The organism is Clostridium bornimense, from assembly GCF_018917145.1.
In the GTDB taxonomy this organism is placed as follows: Bacteria; Bacillota; Clostridia; order Clostridiales; family Clostridiaceae; genus Clostridium_AN; species Clostridium_AN bornimense_A.
This window is the reverse complement of record NZ_JAHLOD010000020.1, coordinates 21918-42275: the sequence shown is the minus strand read 5'-3', so window position 1 is coordinate 42275 and position 20358 is coordinate 21918. Positions and strand designations below refer to the sequence as shown.

General features: G+C 28.9%; 18 protein-coding genes. 2 read left to right on the top strand and 16 right to left on the bottom strand.

The features are described 5' to 3' along the window. Positions 1–116: 116 nt before the first annotated feature. Complete coding sequence (locus KQI30_RS08935) at positions 117–878, bottom strand: EFR1 family ferrodoxin (protein WP_216462957.1); 762 nt, start codon at positions 876–878, stop codon at positions 117–119. Between the two features lie 368 nt (positions 879–1246). On the opposite strand from KQI30_RS08935, the gene KQI30_RS08930 reads away from it, so the two are divergent. Further along, on the top strand, positions 1247–1978 hold the full coding sequence (locus tag KQI30_RS08930) for an ABC transporter ATP-binding protein (protein ID WP_253287449.1): 732 nt from the start codon (positions 1247–1249) through the stop codon (positions 1976–1978). 2 nt (positions 1979–1980) lie between these two features. Next, complete coding sequence (locus tag KQI30_RS08925) at positions 1981–4269, top strand: FtsX-like permease family protein (RefSeq protein WP_216462956.1); 2289 nt, start codon at positions 1981–1983, stop codon at positions 4267–4269. A gap of 257 nt (positions 4270–4526) precedes the next feature. On the opposite strand, the gene KQI30_RS08920 is transcribed toward KQI30_RS08925, so the two are convergent. The 15 genes from KQI30_RS08920 to KQI30_RS08850 form a co-directional block, all read right to left on the bottom strand. Next, positions 4527–5843 carry a sensor histidine kinase gene (locus KQI30_RS08920; protein ID WP_216462955.1) on the bottom strand — a complete coding sequence of 439 codons (1317 nt, stop codon included), beginning with the start codon at positions 5841–5843 and terminating at the stop codon, positions 4527–4529. Continuing rightward, complete coding sequence (locus KQI30_RS08915; RefSeq protein WP_216462954.1) at positions 5836–6216, bottom strand: winged helix-turn-helix domain-containing protein; 381 nt, start codon at positions 6214–6216, stop codon at positions 5836–5838. The genes KQI30_RS08920 and KQI30_RS08915 overlap by 8 nt, the downstream gene beginning before the upstream one ends. Positions 6217–6272: 56 nt before the next feature. Then, positions 6273–8624 (bottom strand): ABC transporter ATP-binding protein/permease, encoded by a 2352-nt coding sequence (locus KQI30_RS08910; RefSeq protein ID WP_216462953.1) that lies wholly within the window; start codon positions 8622–8624, stop codon positions 6273–6275. Between the two features lie 194 nt (positions 8625–8818). Continuing rightward, a complete protein-coding gene (gene fic / locus KQI30_RS08905) occupies positions 8819–9424 on the bottom strand; it encodes a protein adenylyltransferase Fic (protein ID WP_216462952.1) in 606 nt (201 codons plus the stop codon). Between the two features lie 186 nt (positions 9425–9610). Beyond that, on the bottom strand, positions 9611–10426 hold the full coding sequence (locus tag KQI30_RS08900; RefSeq protein ID WP_216462951.1) for an SDR family NAD(P)-dependent oxidoreductase: 816 nt from the start codon (positions 10424–10426) through the stop codon (positions 9611–9613). Positions 10427–10530: 104 nt separating this feature from the next. Beyond that, entirely contained in the window at positions 10531–11169 is a 639-nt protein-coding gene (locus KQI30_RS08895; protein WP_216462950.1) for a CatB-related O-acetyltransferase, read from the bottom strand. 204 nt (positions 11170–11373) lie between these two features. Next, positions 11374–12717 (bottom strand): MATE family efflux transporter, encoded by a 1344-nt coding sequence (locus tag KQI30_RS08890; RefSeq protein ID WP_216462949.1) that lies wholly within the window; start codon positions 12715–12717, stop codon positions 11374–11376. A gap of 9 nt (positions 12718–12726) precedes the next feature. After that, entirely contained in the window at positions 12727–13512 is a 786-nt protein-coding gene (locus tag KQI30_RS08885; protein ID WP_216462948.1) for an ABC transporter ATP-binding protein, read from the bottom strand. A 14-nt stretch (positions 13513–13526) separates the two neighbouring features. Next, positions 13527–14540 (bottom strand): FecCD family ABC transporter permease, encoded by a 1014-nt coding sequence (locus KQI30_RS08880; RefSeq protein WP_216462947.1) that lies wholly within the window; start codon positions 14538–14540, stop codon positions 13527–13529. Next, positions 14541–15554: a FecCD family ABC transporter permease gene (locus KQI30_RS08875; protein ID WP_216462946.1), complete on the bottom strand. Its 1014-nt coding sequence runs from the start codon at positions 15552–15554 to the stop codon at positions 14541–14543. Between the two features lie 87 nt (positions 15555–15641). Next, positions 15642–16586, bottom strand: coding sequence for an iron-hydroxamate ABC transporter substrate-binding protein (locus KQI30_RS08870; protein WP_216462945.1), 945 nt, complete (start codon positions 16584–16586; stop codon positions 15642–15644). A gap of 239 nt (positions 16587–16825) precedes the next feature. Beyond that, positions 16826–17068: a hypothetical protein gene (locus KQI30_RS08865; RefSeq protein ID WP_216462944.1), complete on the bottom strand. Its 243-nt coding sequence runs from the start codon at positions 17066–17068 to the stop codon at positions 16826–16828. A 222-nt stretch (positions 17069–17290) separates the two neighbouring features. Next, the gene (locus tag KQI30_RS08860) at positions 17291–18208 is read right to left on the bottom strand and encodes an exonuclease domain-containing protein (RefSeq protein WP_216462943.1); all 918 of its coding nucleotides are present in this window, start codon (positions 18206–18208) and stop codon (positions 17291–17293) included. 209 nt (positions 18209–18417) lie between these two features. Then, positions 18418–18999: a DUF1062 domain-containing protein gene (locus tag KQI30_RS08855; RefSeq protein ID WP_216462942.1), complete on the bottom strand. Its 582-nt coding sequence runs from the start codon at positions 18997–18999 to the stop codon at positions 18418–18420. A gap of 260 nt (positions 19000–19259) precedes the next feature. Then, a complete protein-coding gene (locus tag KQI30_RS08850) occupies positions 19260–20333 on the bottom strand; it encodes an FUSC family protein (RefSeq protein ID WP_216462941.1) in 1074 nt (357 codons plus the stop codon). Positions 20334–20358: the final 25 nt, after the last annotated feature.

Genomic DNA, 20358 nt, shown 5'->3' with positions numbered 1-20358 from the left:
TTTTTTACACATAAAAAAATACTCCCTCTCATGCTAGACATTTTTATTATTTTATATGACTAGCATAAGGGGGAGCATATCACTAATAAAACAGCCCCATCTTTTAATAAACTATTTTAACACTTATCATAACTATATTGCTGAACTACTTCATTACCTATAAGTGTAATAGCTCTTTGTGGACACTGTGAAATACATCTATAACACATTGTACATTTATTTTTAGATTCAACACTTTTATTATTCATTATCAAATTACTTGTAGGACATAAAGTAGTACATTTACCACAACTCATACATTTATCTGTATTAATCTTAATCTTATTTGAATAATTTTTAGTCCTAGAATAAAACCATAAACGCTGCCCAAATAATCCTGCAATGTGGCTGAAGGCTGAAAGTCCCTCTTGAGTGGGATGGCCATTAATATATGCCTTAACACTTTCTTTAATTTTAATATCTGCCTTATAAATAATATCTCTGTTTTCTTCCTTGCTTTTTTTTAAAGTATTAACATCACATACATTATCGGGCATCCTTACTTGAAGACCACCTATAACCTTTGCTCCTACTTTTTTAAAAAGTCTAGCAGTACAACCAGTACCATCTCCACTAAAAAGTCCCATTGTAGATATTATAAAAATATTTTTTCCCTTTAAAATATCTTTATTTTTTCTAATAAAATCTCTTACGAATATTGGAGCATTGCTAAATTGAGTAGGATATCCAAAAACAATTGTATCTTTTTCATTACGAATATAGTTTTTTGTATCTTTAGATTCAAGTGGAAGTGAAGTCGATTCATTATTAATTAATTTAACAAACGTGCTTACACAATGCTTTGTATTGCCAGTACCACTAAAATAAACCCCAATCATTTTTATTCCTCCATTTGCATTTTTTAATATAATGTAGCATATTTTTCTTGAAATTTCAAGTAAGTTCTACTATAATAAAGATTTTATAAAAATGAATTTTAACTAAATTATCATAAAATTAAAAATCAGTTAAAATTTATAATTATTTTTTTATTGACATATATTGTAATAAATATATATAATATGTATATATGTTTATTTTTATATATTACGGTGTAATCTATATGTTTTTAATTGTTGAATGTTTTTCCAACATATATTAGAATTCAATTCTAATATTTGTTAGTTTGTGTATATAACATTTACATATTGAACAAAATGATTAAAAAATAAACATTAAAACAAATGTCTTTAGGAAAGGAATAAAAATGAAAAGACAAAATATAAAACTTAACAAAAATATTATTATACAGGCTAAAAACATCTCAAAATTGTATGGTGAAGGTGAAGTTCGTACACAAATACTTAACAAAATTTCTGTAGAGTTTCAAAAAGGACAGATTCATACAATCTTTGGTCCATCAGGAAGTGGAAAGAGTACTTTACTTTATATCCTCGGTGGATTAGATGATGCAAACGAAGGAAAAATAATATATGGAAACAAAGATATTCTTAAATTATCTAATAAGGAATTATGTAAATTTCGAAAAAAATATATGGGCTATATTTTTCAAATGTATAACCTAATTCCAAATCTTACTGTTAGAGAAAATATTGAAGTTTGTGAATCTTTATCTACTAATCCTCTTAATATTGATGAATTAATTAATGTATTAGGATTAGAAAAACAAAAGGATAAATTCCCAGCTCAGCTATCTGGAGGGCAACAGCAAAGATGTGCTATTGGCAGGGCTCTTGTAAAAAATCCTGTAGTTCTTTTATGTGATGAACCTACTGGTGCTTTAGACTATAAAACAAGCCGTGATATACTAATACTCTTAGAAACAATCAATCAAAAATATGGAACTACAATGATTATAGTTACTCATAACAATGCCATAAAAGACATGTCACATCACAGTATAACTATAAAGGATGGATGTATTATTAATGAAGAAAATAATTTACTTCCTAAAAAAGCAGCTGATTTGGAGTGGTAATTATGAATGTATTAAATAAACGAATCTTTCGCGGATTTAAGCAAAACTTTGCTAAATATATTGTTTCTTTTGCAATCTTTATGATCGGTACAATGATGTTCGTTTCTATTGCCGATTCAACAGATTCTATTAATCTTGCAATTAATAATTTAATTGAAGATAGTAACTGTGAAGACGGTAACTTTTTAGTATACAGCCCATTAAACCATCATCAGATAAATGAACTGAATGACTATGGAGTAACCATTGAAAATAATTTTTATATTAATATTAAAGACTCTAATACTGGTACAACCTATAGAATTTATAAAAATAGAGAAAATATCAATCTTCTACAGCTAAATGATGGTGAATATCCTAACAATTATACTGATATTGTAATTGAACAACATTATGCCAAGCTTCATAACCTAAATTTATCCCAAAGCCTTAAAATTGATAATAATAAATTTAATATATCTGGTCATGGTTATGTAATAGACTATGATTCATTATATGAAGTTGGTGATGGACCATATCCTGATTATAATAATTTCTGTCTTTGCTTTGTTAATAAAGAAATGTTTGATGCCTTAACAAAATCTTATACTGTTCAATATAATTATTCTTACGTATTAAACAAAGGTAAAAACACTTTTACTAATGATGACCTTAATGACTTTTTAAAAAATCAATTAGTAAATACAAGTATTGTTGATAACTCAAAAATTACTGAAAATACATGTAATCTTATAAACTTTATGGAACGTAATGATAATCAGAGAATTATTAGTTTTTCCCATGATGTAACAATAAATAAAAGCTGTACTATGCCAATGGGAATTATATTTTTTATTATGTTATCTTTTCTTATTGCGACTCTTGCTGCTTCAGAAATCAGAAAAGAATATACCATTATCGGAACTTTATCAGCTTTAGGCTACAATAATATACAGTTAACTTTAAACTTTATAAAACTTCCTGTTTTTGTAGTTTCTATTGCATGTATATCGGGAACAATACTCGGTTTTACCTTTGCCCCATATTTTATGCAGGGTTATATTAATGGTGGATGCATGACAGATGTTAAACCAGTTATTATGCCTTATTTGATTTTATACGGTACTGTTCTTCCAATTCTTATATCAATAATTGTTAATGCATTAGTAGTTAATAGAACTTTAAATAAACCCACAGTGTCTTTATTAAGAGGTACTGCTTCTATTGATACTTCAAAAATAAACTTAAATTTATCTAGATTTAAATTTAGAGTAAAGTATCAAATACGTCAGTTTACAAGAGAATTATCTATGCACTTAACTCTTTTAATATCATTAATTGCTACAATTTTTATGGTGGTATTCGGTGTTTCTCTTTATAGTACCTTATCATCATTTAAGATTGATTGTGACAATACAATGCATTATGAATATAAATATCTTTATCGTTTTCCAACAGTTACATCACCTGAAGGTGGTGAAGAAGCTTATGAACGTTCATTCCAGACTCAATTTGGAGAGGATAAACTAAACTTTACTATTCGTATGATTGGAATTCAGCCTGATAGTGCTTACTTTAACTGTGATACTGAAAAATGTGATGAAAATGAAATGATAGTTTCTGCATCAATAAGAGATAAGTTTCACTGGAATAAAGGGGATACAGTTACCTTAAGAGATAATCTTAATGGTAAAGTTCACAATTATAAAGTTATTGATGTAATGGATCTTCAATATGGAATGTATGTCTTTACTGATATTAATACTATGAAAAAGCAGTATTCTGTAGAAGATGACTACTGGAATGTTATTTATTCTAACACTAAGTTAGATATTGATGAAAATAACCTTGCTGAAACTTTAACTAAAGTTGATAGTCTTCGTGGTGCCTCTGCAAGAATAGATTCTTTAATGGCTGTAATAATATCATTAATGGGCATGGGAATTCTTATTTTCATAGGCATGCTATATATGATAATTAATCTTATGGTTGAAAAATATGAAAAATCTATATGCATACTAAAGATTTTAGGTTACTCCCATAGAGATGTATGTCAGATGTATCTTATTACTTCATTATTTGTAGTAATTATTAGTATGCTAATATCTATTCCTATTAGTTTTAAAGTAGTTACCTTAATTTATCCAACTATAATAGCTACTGTTCTTAATGGTATGCAAGTAAAAATGACTTTTGGTGCATTAATTGCTACTATTGCATTAATACTTGTTTCATGGATATTTGTTATATTAATTATATCTCGTAAATTATCAAAAATATCTGCCCTTGATGTATTACGATTTAGAGAGTAGTAAAAGTAATAAACGAGGCTATGACACTATCTTTACTCTCTTTAGTAGGATTATTGATTTCATTTTTACTTTTACTAATATATGAATTTTATATAATGTAAAATTCATATATTAGTAAAAGTTCCTCAACTTCATTTAAAATTACGATTGAGGAACTTTCTCTTCTAAACATTATATCATGTATTCACTTATCCAATTTAAGTCAAAACCTCATTTATTTGTGGTACACCTCTCCATATCATAAGTAAAATATAATTCTATTCATAAGGCAAACTTATTAATATCTCAGTATATCTTCCAAGCTCGCTATCTATATGTATTTCTCCTTTTGACAAGTCAATTATTCTTTTACAAATAGATAATCCTAATCCGTACCCTTCACCTTTTCTAGAACTATCTCCTTGATAGAACTTATGGAATGCCCTCTTTTTAGTTTCTTCATCCATTCCTAAGCCATAATCTTTTATTTTCACAAAAGCATACTCCGAGTTTCTATAGCAACAAATATCTATATTACTATTTTCTTTTGAAAACTTTATAGCATTATTTATTAGGTTTATCCACACCTGCATTAAATACTCTTCTTTTCCGTAATATGATATACTTGGTAGATTTAAATTGAATGATATATTTTTATTAGTCCATTGTTTTTCAAGCAATATAATGGTTTTTCTAATTTGTTCATCTAGAAAGAACTTTTTATTATCTTTGAAGTTATCTATATTGTCAAGTTTTGAAAGTGTTAGTATATTAGAAGATAATTCTGATAATCTGCTAGCTTCATCAGATATAATATCCAAATATTCTGTCCTTTCTTCTTCTGATAATTTTGTATTTTTAAGTATTGTCGCAAACCCAGCTATAGCTGCTATTGGCGTCTTAAATTCATGAGATACATTATTGATAAAATCCGTTTGCATATATTCTATATTCTTTAATTCTTTAGCCATAGAATTAAATTTTTCTACAAGCATACCTATCTCATCATTACTTTTAATATCAATATTTATATCAAAATTACCTGCAGATATTTCATTTGTAGCATCTGCTAACTTTTCAATTGGCTTTGTCATCTTTCTTATTACAAAACTTATTATAATTGAACAGATTAATATATTAATAAATAGTATCAATTTATTTAGTCTAGCAGCGAAAAATTCCAAATCTGAAAAATGCTTTAATTCTATTGTAATATAAGTATCCTGTATCTTTCCTACTGCCTTTGCACGAGATTTTTTACTTAATAAACATATAAATTTATTATTTCCATTCAACTTCTCTTCCTGAAATTTCGTCAGATTTAATTCATCTATATTTTCATTTACCGTTAAAATATAGCCCATTTTTTCATAAGTATCTATTAAGCTATCTAATTTCTCTTCATAATTTTCCGCATTTTTTAATTCAGAAACAATTACTTCATATCTATTAGTTAATACTTCTTCTATCTTGTTATCTATATAAGGTAACAAGATTAAAAATGATATTATATTTCCTACTATAATAGATATAATTAAAGCTAATATAAATTTGAATTTTATTGTATTTTTTAATTTTCTAGAACACTTAGTCATCTTTTCTTACCGCCTTATAACCAAGCCCTCTTACTGTTACTATTTCAAATTCATTGTAATTTGAAAACTTTTCTCTTAATCTTCTTATATGAACATTTACCGTTTGCTCATCACTTTTAACATCCATTCCCCATATATCATCCATCAATTGCATCCTAGTAAATATTTTGTTAGGATAACTAAGAAGCTTGTATAACAAATAAAATTCCTTCTGTGGAAGTTCTATTTTTTCTTCTCCTTTTGTAACCATAAGCTTATCATAGTCAAGCACAACATCACCTATAGTTAATTTATGTTCATTATTTATATTTGCCCTTCTAAGTAATGCTTTCACTCTCATTAATAGTTCTTCTAAATCTATAGGCTTTACCATATAGTCATCACTGCCTAGTTTAAATCCTAATATTTTATCTTCTTTAGATTCTTTTGCTATTCACTTCTAAGTGCTTCCACTGGATTTTTTCTAGCTGCCATTTTTGATGGTATCCATCCACCTATCATTGTAAGTGTAAGACTTATTAATAATAGTGCTACTGCATGTATTGGATTTAACTTTGCTATTGACTCTAAGTCTGTCATTTTGTATAAAATATTATTTATCGGTATTGTAAGTAACCATGCAATTGATATACCTAATATTCCTGAGCTAGCTCCTATTATAAATGTTTCGGCGTTAAATACTCTAGTAATATCTTTTTTTCTAGCTCCTAGTGCTCTTAATATACCTATTTCTTTAGTTCTCTCTAGTACTGATATATAAGTTATAATACCAACCATTATTAAAGATACAACTAGTGATGTAGCGGCAAATGCAACTAAAACTATAGTTATTCCATCCATAATACCACCAGTCATATCTGATATTGTCTTTGATAAATCAGTATATACTATTTTATCTTCTGATGACTTATCTTCATTATAATCATCTAAATATGATATAACTTGATCTTTTTCTTCAAAACTAGTTGGATATAACATAATTGCGTATGGAGTTGCATCCCCTCCAAAATGTGCTACTAAATTATTTTTAGTTTCTTCATCGACAGATTCTCTTGTTATTACATTATAGTCTGCATCTTTTTGAGCTTTTACTATATCAGATTCTTTAGCCTTTTCTATAACTAATTCAGTTAAATCATCACTATATGCTATTCCTTCATTAATCATAGACATACCTACATCATCTTTAATACGTACTATACCACTTAAAGTTAATGTAACTGTATCATTTGAATTATACATTTTTTCATAATCACTTGAAGGCATATATGTATTAAATTGTGTTTTTTCATAGTAATCATTGTTTGATATTAACTTAAATTCCATACCTACTAAATCTTTAAATTTAATACTATCTATATCTGTTGTATCTATTCCAAGATTTTTCATAACATTTACATCTACTCTATTGTCAGCATCTACCACAAGCACTAAATCAGTTTCTGATTTAGGATATTCTCCTTCTAATAAGTCATAATTTTTTTCTATAAAAGATGCACTATCACCTTTTGTAGAACTTGGATAAGAAGCTAACCCTGATGACATTTGGCTATGTTGTGATGAATTACTATTGCTTTTATCATCAGCACTAAATGTTATCGGCTTTATCTCGTCACCAACTTTTCTTAAAAGATTCATAGATGCTATTCTTGTGTAACCTATGCTATCAACGATTTCAGGGTCAATATTTTTGATATATTCTATATAATCATCTGATATGTTATTTGTATGTGTTATCATATCCTCACTTGAATCATATAGATAAACTTCATCTGAATCAACCTTTTCAGATGATCCACTAAGTTTTTTCTTCATTTCTTCTCTTCTAGATTCAATAGCCTCCTTACTTATTTCTTGAGCTTGTCTAGAAATAGTAATTGGATATTCTGATAGTGTATCTTCCTGCGTTTCTGCTATCTTTTTATCAAATCCATTTGATAAACTAAGTATAACAGCAATTCCTATAATACCAATGCTTGATGCAAGGGCTGTTAAAAAAGTTCTTCCTTTTTTAGTTTTAATATTCATTGCAGATAATTTTAAAGCTGTGAAAAAACTCATACTAGTTTTCTTTAATGAATATTCCTCTTTTTTTGTTTCACTTTTTAGTGGATTTGAATCTGATACTATATTTCCATCCCTAAACTCTACAATTCTATCTGCATAATCTTTTGCTAATTCTGGATTATGCGTAACCATTATAACTAACTTCTCTTTTGATATTTCTTTTATCAATTCCATTATTTGTACACTAGTTTTTGTATCTAGTGCACCAGTAGGTTCATCTGCAAGAATTATCTCTGGATCATTTGCCAAAGCTCTTGCTATTGCAACTCTTTGCATCTGACCACCTGATAGTTGATTAGGCTTTTTATGTATATGATTTTTTAAACCTACTCTTTCAAGAGCTTCAAGGGCCTTTTGTCTTTTTATTTTAGATGATATTCCACTTAAAGTCATCCCCATTTCAACATTTGATACTATATCTAAATGTCCTATTAAATTATAGCTTTGGAATATAAATCCTACACTATTATTTCTGTATGAATCCCATTCGGAATCTGAAAATTTCTTTGTTGATTTTCCATTAATTATTAAATCACCAGAATCATATTTGTCCAATCCACCAATAACATTTAAGCATGTTGTTTTTCCTGATCCACTTGGTCCTAATATAGCTACAAATTCATTTTCTCTAAAATTTAAAGATACTCCATCTAATGCTACTTGTGTAAAATCACCTGTAGTGTAGCTCTTTTTAACATTTTTTAACGTAAGCATGCATATACCTCCTCTAACATTTATAAATATACACATGCTACATTAACTGAACATTAACTTTTATTCTAATTTTAATTTTTTCTCATCTTTATCTTAGTCACTTGTAAAGGTGTCCAATCATCATCAATTTCTTTGTTATATTTCTTATAAACAAAAAAGATAGGTTTTCACCTATCCTACTAATATATTTACTATTATAAGTCTTCTGTTTTATAAACAGTATATCCTTCATAATAATAACTTGTATCAATACCTTTCATATAAATTTCCCTATCATTAACTTTATCAGTTAATGCTTGCTTTAAGATATGCTTTATCTCTATATCTTTTATAGGACTACGTTCCATTGCAAGTAAGTAATCATTCTTATCAACTTCACTCCAATTAACTACTTTACCTAACTCTTTTTTTAATATTAAATCAAGCCAAATTCGAATACTTCTACCATTTCCTTCTCTAAAAGGATGCGCAATGTTCATTTCAACATACTTTTCAATTATTTCATCAAAACTTGATTGTGGCATTGTCTCAATATGTTCCAAGGATGCCTTTAGATACATAACAGGCGCAAATCTAAAATTTCCCTTTGCAATATTTACATCACGTACCTCTCCTGCAAATTCATATATATCTTCAAATAAATATTTATGAATTTGTGCTAATGTATTGTACCTTCCAGCTTCTAAACTATCTAAATAACCGCTTTCAAATAATTCAACAGCTTTCTTTTTGCTTATCTTTTCTTCTACCCTAGCAAGTTCAACTGAATCTGTAATTTGCAATTTATTATTAAAGGCCATACTACCTCCTATTTCATAAATCTCCATAGTATTATATTATAAACTACTTACTTCCTATTTCATCATAACATTATTAGAACCTGTTCTATAACCAACCTAATAAGTAGTGCATTACATATATTATATCAGAAGTACATTAGAATTACTCTCATATTTATATTAGTTGCCTATAAAAAATTTTGTATACTAATATGCTGTAAACCCTCCATCTACTGGCATTACTATTCCTGTCACATTACTAGCTTCATTTGATGCCAAAAATAAACAAACATCTGCTACTTCTTGTGCTAATGCTACTCTATTTTGAGGTGATGTAGTTTTTCCTGATACTATTCCCCCTTGTAACTTTATCCCTGCCTTTTCAGCAGCTTCCTTTTTCCTCTTTAAATAATCTAATGCTTCATGATACATAGGTGTATCTGTAACACCTGGATTTATTGCATTAACTCTTATACCATTCTTTGCATAATCCAAAGCCATATTTCTTGTTAAGCCATTTAAAGCATGTTTAGCCGTAACATAAGCAGAATGTCCTGGAAATCCTACTAATCCTGCCACTGAAGAAGTATTAACAATAGCTCCTCCTTTATTTCCTTCTAGCATTAAGTTAATTCCAAAATGACTCATATGAAACGCTGTCATAACTATACAATCAAAAACATTTCTAAATTCTTTTTCTGTAATCTTATGTACCGGTGCTGGATTCCCCATAATTCCTGCATTATTTATTAATATATCTAAGCCTCCAAACTTATCCTTTGCTACTTCTGTAACTCTCCTACAATTTTCTGCTTTAGAAAGATCTAGCACTAGAAATTCTACATCATCTGTTATTGCCTTTATTTCATCTAGTGTACTTTTACTCATCTCTACCTTTCTATCTGCTAATACTAACTTTGCACCTTCCTTTGCTGCCCGTAGAGCTATTGCTTTTCCGATTCCTCCTGCAGCACCTGTTACTATCATAACTGAATCTTTGAATCTATCTTTTATAATATTCATTTTAATCACCCTCCAATAAAATGTATTCAATAAAATACTGTTTAATACATATATAAAAGGCATATCAACTTGACATGCCTTTTTCACAAAAACTATTTCTAATCTTAAATCATATTTTTTAAGCCTTCTATATTACCAGATTGAATATATTTAATACTTGATGATATTTTATCAACATCCCAATCCCACCATTTAATTTCGCATAAAAATTTAATATCTTCATCTGAAAATCGTCTTCTAATTGGTTTTGCTGGAATACCACCAACTATTGTATATGGTGGAACATCTTTAGTGACCACAGCTCTTGTACCAATAATTGCTCCATCTCCAATTGTAACTCCTGATAAAATAACTGCTTCATATCCTATCCACACATCATTTCCAATAACAATATCACCTTTATTATCCCACGCTTCTGTTACTTCCATTCCCTGATTCCATTGATCATAAAACAATGGAAAAGTATATGTGGATAAGGACCCTAATCGATGGTTTGCACTATTAAAAAGAAATTTTGTACCACAAGCAATTGAACAAAACTTTCCAATAATCAGTTTATCTTTATTAATAGGATAGTGATATAAAACATTATTCTTTTGAAAATCTCTCGGATCATTAACAAAATCATTATATATTGTAAAATCACCAACTTGTATATTGGGATTTTTTACTACGTTTTTTAAGTATACAATTTCTGTATCACCTGTTCTTGGATAAATCTTTTTACTATCTGGAATAGCCATAATAATCTCCTCCTCTTTTTATATTATTTTTCTACTATTCCAGTTAATACAATACAAAGCCTCATATATTTCCCCTCTTTCCTTATAAATTTTCTTAAATGTCGACCCTTTGCTAAGATAATATTTATACTTATTATATAACATATTTAACAATAATAGCCACCGAAAAGAGGAGAGCTTTTTGGTGGCTATTATTATATTATTCTATTCACATTTATACTTTCTAAATTCTCTAAATAGCAAAATACCAATTATAGTAGCTGACCCTGCATCTGCTACCGGCTGAGATATCCATACTCCATTTAGTCCTAAAAACTTAGGGATTATTAAAATAGCAGGTACCAACAAAATAACTTGTCTTAAAATTCCCAAAACCATAGAAATTTTAGCACTACCTATACACTGAAAATATACCGCTCCTAAAATTGATATACCTATAATAGGTAAAGTAATAGAGTATAATGATATGCCTTCAGAAGCTAGCTTTATAAGTTTGTCATCTGCTGTGAATAATTGGATAAGCTCTAACTTAAACACTCCAATAATAAATAACCCAATAGTTAATATTAGAGTTCCAGCTACTATGGCATAAACTAAAGTCTTCCTAGTACGATGGTATTGCTTTGCCCCATGATTATAGGCAATTATTGTTTGCATACCTTGACTTAATCCAAACACTGGCATCAAGAACATTAGCGAAATTGACGTTACAGTCGTCATTGCTCCAATTGCAATATCGCCGCCATAAACTTTTAGAACCCTATTAGTTATTAAGTGAATAAATCCTGCTGCCAATTCCATCAAAAATGGTGTTAATGCAATTAGTAAAATTGCTCTTACTATTTTACTATCAACTCTTATATTCTTTATCCTAAGTTTTAAATTAGATTTACCTATTGTAAAGTAATAGGTACCCCAAATGAAAACTACCAATTGACATATGATTGTACCTAACGCAGCTCCTTTTATCCCCATATTAAAAATAAAAATGAATATAGGGTCCAATATAAGATTTAGTATACAAGTTGTTATCATCATTGTAGCTGCTAACTTTGGTCTACCTTCTGCTCTAATGGCACTATTAAGAGCAAATCCAGGTAAGTTGAACCATGCACCAAAAATTATTATACTAATATAATCCCTTGCATAACTTATTGTATTACTACTTGCTCCAAAGATATAAAGGATATTATCAAGAAATATAAATGATATTACCATCAATGCAATAGCAACAATAAATTCTAATGCAAATGTACTTCCTAATATTTTTTCTGCTTCATCTTTATTACCTTCACCTAGCTTTATAGCTATATTGGTACTTCCTCCAATAGCTATAGCTACACAAAATGCCCCCAATATCGTAAATAGTGGCATTGTTACCCCTAGACCTGATATAGCTAATGCTCCAACACCTTTCATTGACCCAATAAATGCCCTATCAACTGTATTATATAAAGCTGTAACCATCATAGCTAATATTGCTGGTATTGAATATTTTAACAATAACTTACTTATCTTTTCTTCTTTCAGTTCCTTTTGGTTATCCATTTTAGTCTCCTAATCTACCATGTCATATGTTATACATACAGGTCTATTGTTTCTAGGATCCTTAGCTATTTCAGCATCAATATTGAATAATTCTCTAAGATTGTCCTTTGTCATAACTTCATCTGCACTACCTTCACATATCACTTTCCCTTGTTTTACTCCAATCATATGATCTGCAAATCTTGCTGCATTATTAAGTTCATGTATAACCATAACAATTGTTGTCCCTTGTTCTCTATTTAATTTCTCCAATAATTTCAATATTTCTAATTGATGAGCTAAATCTAAGTAAGTTGTAGGTTCATCTAGGATTAGTATCTCAGTTTGTTGTGCTAATGCCATAGCTATCCATGCCCTTTGTCTTTGCCCTCCAGATAAATCCTCTATAGCTCTTTCTCTAAACTCTTCTATTCCTGTAGCTTTTAGCGCCCATGTTATTATATCTTTATCTTCCTTCTTTAAAGAACCAAATCCCTTTTTATGAGGAAATCTTCCATAGGCAATTAACTCTTCTACTGTAAGTCCACTAGGTGCAATAGGACTTTGTGGTAATACTGCCATTACTTTTGCTATATCTCGTGGCTTTTGTCCTTTTATATTTTTATCATTTATATAAATATCTCCGCTTTTAGGTTGTATAATTCTTGCGATAGTTTTTAGTATTGTTGATTTCCCGCATCCATTTGAACCTATAATAGTAGTTATTTTTCCCTTTGGTATTTCTAAATTTAAATCTTTTACAATATCTAAACTTCCATAAGAAATATTTAAATTTTTTGTGCGTATACAGTTCATCTTCTTCTCCTCTTCTATTCTGTAGTTAACATAAGATAAATAAAATATGGCACACCTATTATAGCTACAACAATCCCCACTGGTAACTCCATTGGTGCAATAATATTTCGTGCTATAGTATCTCCTACTAATAATATTAAAGTTCCCACAAGGGCTGCTGTTGGAATTAGCCCTTTATGTTTTGGTCCAACTAATTTTCTTGCTATATGAGGAGATACTAATCCTAAGAAAGCTATACTACCTGCTACAGAAGTAGCAACCCCAGCTAAGATTACTGAAAAAATTATAAGCTTTCTTCTTTCCTTTTCTACCTCTATTCCCAGTCCCGTAGCTACTTCATCACCTAAAATCAATGCATCTAAATATCTAGACTTATATATTGTAAGTAACGTAAATATTACTATAAAAGGCAATATTGCCATCACATATTTCCAACTTGAACCCCATATACTTCCTGATGTCCATGCCATTACTCTATTGAACTCCTGCGTTGTAAATCTCAATTGAAATATTGTGAGCAATGATGTAAATGCTACATTTATTCCTATACCTACAAGAAGTAATCTTGATGAATTAATACCGTTTTTCCATGCTAAAATGTAAATTAAGAAAGCACCAAACATAGCTCCTAATAAAGCAACAATAGGCATAGTAAAAACAGTTATATTACTTACACCGTCATATACATTACCATTCATAAGATAAATATATATAACAACAAATAATGCCGACCCTGAGTTAATCCCAAGTATACCAGAGTCCGCCAAATCATTTTTTGTGACACCTTGAAGAATCGTTCCTGATATTGCAAGCGCCGTTCCAACTAATATCGCTATGACTATTCTCGGTAATCTCAACTTAAATATTGCTATTTCATGACTTCTAGAACCTTGACCTATTAAAGTTTTTATAACATCCAAAGGCTCTATTGCTAAAGAGCCCATATTTAAACTAGTTAATATTGTAAGAATAATAAGTATTACAAGAATGCTTATTATTAGTGTTAGTTTCTTATTTCTCTTTATCATCTACTTTTTATCCTTTCTTACAAGGTATATAAATACAGGTACACCTAGCAATGCTGTTAATGAACCAATCGGTGTCTCATATGGAGGATTTATAACTCTCGCCAAAATATCACTATACACAAGTAATACTGACCCATAAATCATAGAAGTAGGTATTATATATTTATAATCAGACCCAACTATAGCTTTTGCTATTTGTGGCACTATTAGTCCAACAAACACTATATTCCCAGCTACAGAAACAGATGCTCCTGTAAGTAGTATTACAATAATAATACTTATAAACCTAACAGCATTTGTTTTTTGACCAAGCCCAATAGCCACTTCTTCTCCTAGACTCAAAATAGTTATCTTTGGTGCCATAAAAATTGCTGCAATAAAAGCTGCTCCACCAATAATGGCTAACATCTTTACACCTTCCCATTTTGCCGAAACTAATCCTCCTGAAATCCAAAATGTTAATTGCTGTGATAAATTAAAATACATTGCTATTGCCATTGCCAAAGATATTAATAACGTACCTATTGCCGTTCCTGCCAAAGCAAGTTTTATTGGATTTACCTTTCTTCCTCTTCTCGAGCTAATAAAATATACAGATAGCCCACTTATACTAGCACCTAAAAAGGAAAATAGCATTAATCCAAAAGATCCAATTATTATATTAGGATATATTCTTTGAAGTACAAAAGTAATTGCTATCATTAAAGTAGCACCTTGTGTTATCCCCATAACTGATGGTTCTGCTATTGGATTTCTCGTAACCCCTTGCATTATAGCACCAGCAACTGCTAGGAATCCTCCTACTAATGCTGCCGCTAAAGCCCTTGGTATTCTAACATCTCTTACTATTTTTGTGTTTATATCATTGCTATTAGAAAATAAACTACTTACAATAGTTGAAAAATCTATATTTTTAGCTCCTAATGTAACAGAAAGAATTATACCCGCTACAAGAAGCACTATGCCTATAATTATAAAAATATATGACAAAGTTTTCTTATTATATCTTTTCATATTTACTCCTTAAATAATTTATCTATAAATTTAAATAATAGGTGACAAAAGGATTACTCCTCTCACCACCTACTATATATAATAATCTTACTTTACAACTTCATCTTTGATTGATTGTAATAATAATTCTCTTCCTATTGGATTATATGCTTGGCTAAAGTATGGACTTGCATTTAAAATAGTAACATCTCCATCTTTAACAGCTCTCATTTCATTCCAAACTGTATTTTTTTCTAAATCAGCTTTATCAGATTCTGTAGCTATCACTATAATGTGATCTGCATCTATTTCTGTTAAACCTTCAACAGTCACAGTAGGTAATGTTATTCCATCTTGCTTTGGCATATTACTTGGTTGTGGTAATCCCATATCATCTTTTAGAATTGTTCCTATCCCACCATCTGTAAACACCATAAATTGTCCTGCTGATGCTAATACTGTTAAGTATGTTTTATCCTCACCATTAGCTTCCTTTATTTCATTGCCTAACTTTTTAGCTTTATCATAATAATTATCTAACCATTGATTAGCTTCATCTTCTTGTCCGAATAACTTTGCTACATCCCTAAATTTAGCTTCCCAGTCATTTGATCGATCTTCAAGCATAACAACTGGTGCTATCTCTTTTAACTGATCATATATCTTCTCTTGTCTTGGAGCCATTATTATTAAATCTGGATCTAATGATAATATGGCTTCAATATCCATAGTATCCATCATAGAATGTCCAACTACTTTTGCATTACCTAATGTATTTTTCATATATGATGGAACTACATCTGTTTGATATGAATCTACATTAGCAGTACCTACTGGAGTATGCCCTAACAGTACTAATTCTTCACTACTTCCTGAAATATCAACTATTCTCTTAGGATCTGTAGGAATTTTAACTTCACCTTTTACTGATTGAACAATTCTTGTCTTACTGTTATTACTTTCATTGCTACCACTATTACTAGAACAACCACTAAAAATACCAAGAGTAAGCACCGTTACACCTAGTATTGCTAGCATCTTAAACTTTTTCATATCTATTCCTCCAACTTTTGCTGCAACTTTCCTTTTAGTAAATGATAATTATTATCATTCGTTTGTGTTATCATTATATCATATAGCTTTACATAGTCAATATGGTTTTATTATTTTTTTAGCTAAATTTTATGCATTTTTAGTTTGTGTAAATAAAAAAGACAAACTATTCCATATTAACTTAGTAATATAAATAGCTTGCCCTCTTATATCGAAATCAGAATGATAATTCTAAAATTCTATTCTGATAATCCTAATCTTTTAATAGATAATAAACATCTATAAATATCATTGAAAGCTTCATACTCCTGCTTCAAGGTACTATTTAATATTTTTTGAGTATCTAAGGTTCCATATAGTACACCTTCTGTAATTTCTATTTTTATATCTTCTACCTTGTTACTTGAGAATATCATTAATTCTTCAATCCTGTCACTGCTAAGACTTGCTAATAATTGATCTAAAATTTCTTTTTTACTCATATATTTATTCCCTTCATACTATTGATAATTATAAACTAAAAAGTTCCCACAATAGTATTATATCATATTTTTACATAATTTTATTATTTTTTACAAATAATTATCAACTTTTTAATATTTGATATATTTCGCATAACCTACATTAAATATGAGTCCATTTTTCTTTCTACTTATAATAAAATTAAAGCGGTGATTTTCTACATTAAAATCACCGCTTTATGATTAAAAATTCAAAAATTCTATCTCATCAATTATCTTAATTTTTTGTCCTTTTTCTTTAAGATCAACAGCTCGTCTAAGTTTAGTACTCATTTCATTTCTTCTCAAACTCTCTGCATCTTTTATATTCGTGACAAGAATAGTAGTCTTTTTCGTTACAGAAGTTCCTACTGTCCCACCCAATTTTCTTACTAAAACCATTGCATCTGCTCGACCCATACTTGATAGCTTACCAGTAAAGACAACTACTTCATTTTCAAAAGTATTAGCTTTAAAACTATCTTTAATACTTTTACTGCTTCTAACTTCCTCTCTTGAAGAAGTTCTATACACTCTTCCTTTTGAAGAAGATGGCGTATATCCAGAGCTATTAACTGTACCTATAGTAACCCCTAACAATTTCGATATTTCATTAATATCTTTTGTTTTAAGTTCATCACTAATACTTAGTAATATATTACTACAAGCCATTGCATCATCAAGAGCATCATGGTGCTTAAATTGATAGCCTAAAAAGTTATTAACTGTATTCAATTTAGCATCATCAAGTTCTTTATAAAAATTTCTTGAAAGTTTCATTGTACAAATATAGTTAAACTCTGGAGACTCTATTCCATATAACTCTAAAGTATTTCTAAGTACCGAAATATCAAAAGAAGCATTGTGAGCTACTATTAAACTATTATTAAAATAATGTTTTATCATATCCCAAACTTCATCAAATTCTAATTCATTTTCAACCATAGCAGGTCTTATCCCATGTATTCCAATATTTATTGGCATGAATCTCATTTCTTTTGGTCTTATTAAATGGTGTACTTTCTCAACAATATTTCCATTTCGTACGACAATTATACCAATAGAACAAGGACTGTTTCTTTTTTCATTTGCTGTTTCAAAATCTATTGCAATAAAATTCATCTATATTCTCCTATATTCCTTTAATGTTTAATTCATACTTAGTACTATCAAAGTTTTTTCAGAAATATTATATCATTATTCTTTTTAATATTATATCTATTGACGTTACTTTCTTCCGCTTTTCTCTGTAACTTAATTTTCATAAATATACGTGACGTAAACAAAAAAATAGAAGCTATTGTAACAGCTCCTACTCTATTATTTATTTTCTATAAATTCTTCACATACAACTCGATAGAATTCACTATTTTAACCTTCATTAACTTATTATTAATGTTGCTAGTTATATACCCTTTATCTATCATAGCTTTAACTCTACTTCTAGATAAATTCAAGTTGTCACTAATAAACTTGTCCATTCTTATCTCTAATGGAAACTTAGTAGTAATAGTTATTATTGAATCTTCATTAATAGAACTTTCTTCTATGGTATATTTATTGACTTTATATGAAATATTCTCTAATATTACTTCAGCTTTATTTTTACTATATACCCCCATATCAAAACTATACATTTTAACTAGATCTTTATCATTAGAAAGAAACCCTTTATATTCTTCCTTATCTATTTCTCTAGGATTTACTCTTTCATAAATAGTCATATTCCATGTAGACTTACATTTCTCACATTGGTATATAAGCCATACATCAATATTATTCTTATTTGCATTTACTCTAAACTTTTCTGTATTTATAAATGAAGTTTTACCTTTACATTTAGGACAATTTCTTTTTACTACTGGCAAATTATCCGGTACCAGTTCCCATCTATATCTATTAAAACAGCTCATTTTGCATCTCCATATTATTTATTTTTTATGGATTTAGCAAAGGCCATCTCATTATAATATTTGTTTAATGCAATAACCTTCGCTATGCATTAATAGTGATTTCTTCCATAATCTTAAACCTCCTTTCCTTATCTAAGATTTATTTTATCATTACACTGTTACAATATATACCTCATATTCTTTTTATAAACAAAAATAAGGTATATAAAATAAAAAAGCTGTAGTAAAACTAACTTTACTACAGTAATTTTCAAATATAATTATAAAGTGTCATTTGGATCAATAACTAAGAATTTCTCAAATATGTTTTTAATTAATCCATATCCATTTGTAATAAACCAAATATAAAGAGCCCCCAAAATATTAGCAATAATACGTAATAATATTGCATTATTCAAACCAAATATAGTTACTGCAGCAGATAGCGCTCCAAATGTATTAAACACCACTTGCCATCTATATGTTGCTGAAAATCCAACCATAATACCACCTAACATTCCAATGACAGCAACAGACTCCTTTGGAATAGCAAAGTAAATAACAGTAAATACTACACATCCTAATATTGAATAAATTGGTCTCTCTATCATTCTACCTATAACTTTATCTTTTTGTGGTTGCATAATGGACATACAAGCAAAACCTATCCACATCGTTCTTTCTAAATGAAGTAATTCACCAATTAAAATGCCTGTGGAAATTATTATACTAATTTTTATTTGCCATCTTGTTCTAGGATCTCTTATATCTATATCTTTTAAAATATCTAAAAACCTATTTTCAAATTTCTTTTTTCTCTGTTTAAAATAGAATATAGAAGCTACAATTAGACCTCCTAAAATTAATGCAAAAATACGATTTATATAGACCTCTTTACTATTAACTTTATATCCATATAGTAATAAATATGATAATACTATAGTAGATTGATTTGATAATTGAGTATTATGACAAGATATAATAATCAAAATCAGAATTGAAATAAAGTTAATCATTAACGCCAAATACGGATTGCTTATAGATGCTAAATATGGACAGATAGCATAAATCGCATATATTCCCAAAATAGCAAAAACAGTTTCTTTTACATCAAAATCTAAATTAGAAAATCTAAATGTTAATAATAATATAACAGATACCACACCAACTATACTATTATCTTCTCCAAAAATTGCCGAAAAGATAGATACAAAACTAATGCAAAATATCAAACATAAAACAGATTTTAATACAAGTGCAGCGATGTATTTTCTCTTTTCTTTCTTATCTATACTTTCTTTTATCCTCGGCTTTAAAGTTGCCGGACCTAATTGCATCATTTGATAAAATGACATATCTTTCCCACCTTCCAATATGAAG

Coding starts and splice junctions, on each gene's coding strand:
- KQI30_RS08935 (WP_216462957.1), bottom strand. CDS start 878: ATGATTGGGGTTTATTTTAGTGGTACTGGCAATACAAAGCATTGTGTA.
- KQI30_RS08930 (WP_253287449.1), top strand. CDS start 1,247: ATGAAAAGACAAAATATAAAACTTAACAAAAATATTATTATACAGGCT.
- KQI30_RS08925 (WP_216462956.1), top strand. CDS start 1,981: ATGAATGTATTAAATAAACGAATCTTTCGCGGATTTAAGCAAAACTTT.
- KQI30_RS08920 (WP_216462955.1), bottom strand. CDS start 5,843: ATGACTAAGTGTTCTAGAAAATTAAAAAATACAATAAAATTCAAATTT.
- KQI30_RS08915 (WP_216462954.1), bottom strand. CDS start 6,216: ATGGTAAAGCCTATAGATTTAGAAGAACTATTAATGAGAGTGAAAGCA.
- KQI30_RS08910 (WP_216462953.1), bottom strand. CDS start 8,624: ATGCTTACGTTAAAAAATGTTAAAAAGAGCTACACTACAGGTGATTTT.
- fic (WP_216462952.1), bottom strand. CDS start 9,424: ATGGCCTTTAATAATAAATTGCAAATTACAGATTCAGTTGAACTTGCT.
- KQI30_RS08900 (WP_216462951.1), bottom strand. CDS start 10,426: ATGAATATTATAAAAGATAGATTCAAAGATTCAGTTATGATAGTAACA.
- KQI30_RS08895 (WP_216462950.1), bottom strand. CDS start 11,169: ATGGCTATTCCAGATAGTAAAAAGATTTATCCAAGAACAGGTGATACA.
- KQI30_RS08890 (WP_216462949.1), bottom strand. CDS start 12,717: ATGGATAACCAAAAGGAACTGAAAGAAGAAAAGATAAGTAAGTTATTG.
- KQI30_RS08885 (WP_216462948.1), bottom strand. CDS start 13,512: ATGAACTGTATACGCACAAAAAATTTAAATATTTCTTATGGAAGTTTA.
- KQI30_RS08880 (WP_216462947.1), bottom strand. CDS start 14,540: ATGATAAAGAGAAATAAGAAACTAACACTAATAATAAGCATTCTTGTA.
- KQI30_RS08875 (WP_216462946.1), bottom strand. CDS start 15,554: ATGAAAAGATATAATAAGAAAACTTTGTCATATATTTTTATAATTATA.
- KQI30_RS08870 (WP_216462945.1), bottom strand. CDS start 16,586: ATGAAAAAGTTTAAGATGCTAGCAATACTAGGTGTAACGGTGCTTACT.
- KQI30_RS08865 (WP_216462944.1), bottom strand. CDS start 17,068: ATGAGTAAAAAAGAAATTTTAGATCAATTATTAGCAAGTCTTAGCAGT.
- KQI30_RS08860 (WP_216462943.1), bottom strand. CDS start 18,208: ATGAATTTTATTGCAATAGATTTTGAAACAGCAAATGAAAAAAGAAAC.
- KQI30_RS08855 (WP_216462942.1), bottom strand. CDS start 18,999: ATGAGCTGTTTTAATAGATATAGATGGGAACTGGTACCGGATAATTTG.
- KQI30_RS08850 (WP_216462941.1), bottom strand. CDS start 20,333: ATGTCATTTTATCAAATGATGCAATTAGGTCCGGCAACTTTAAAGCCG.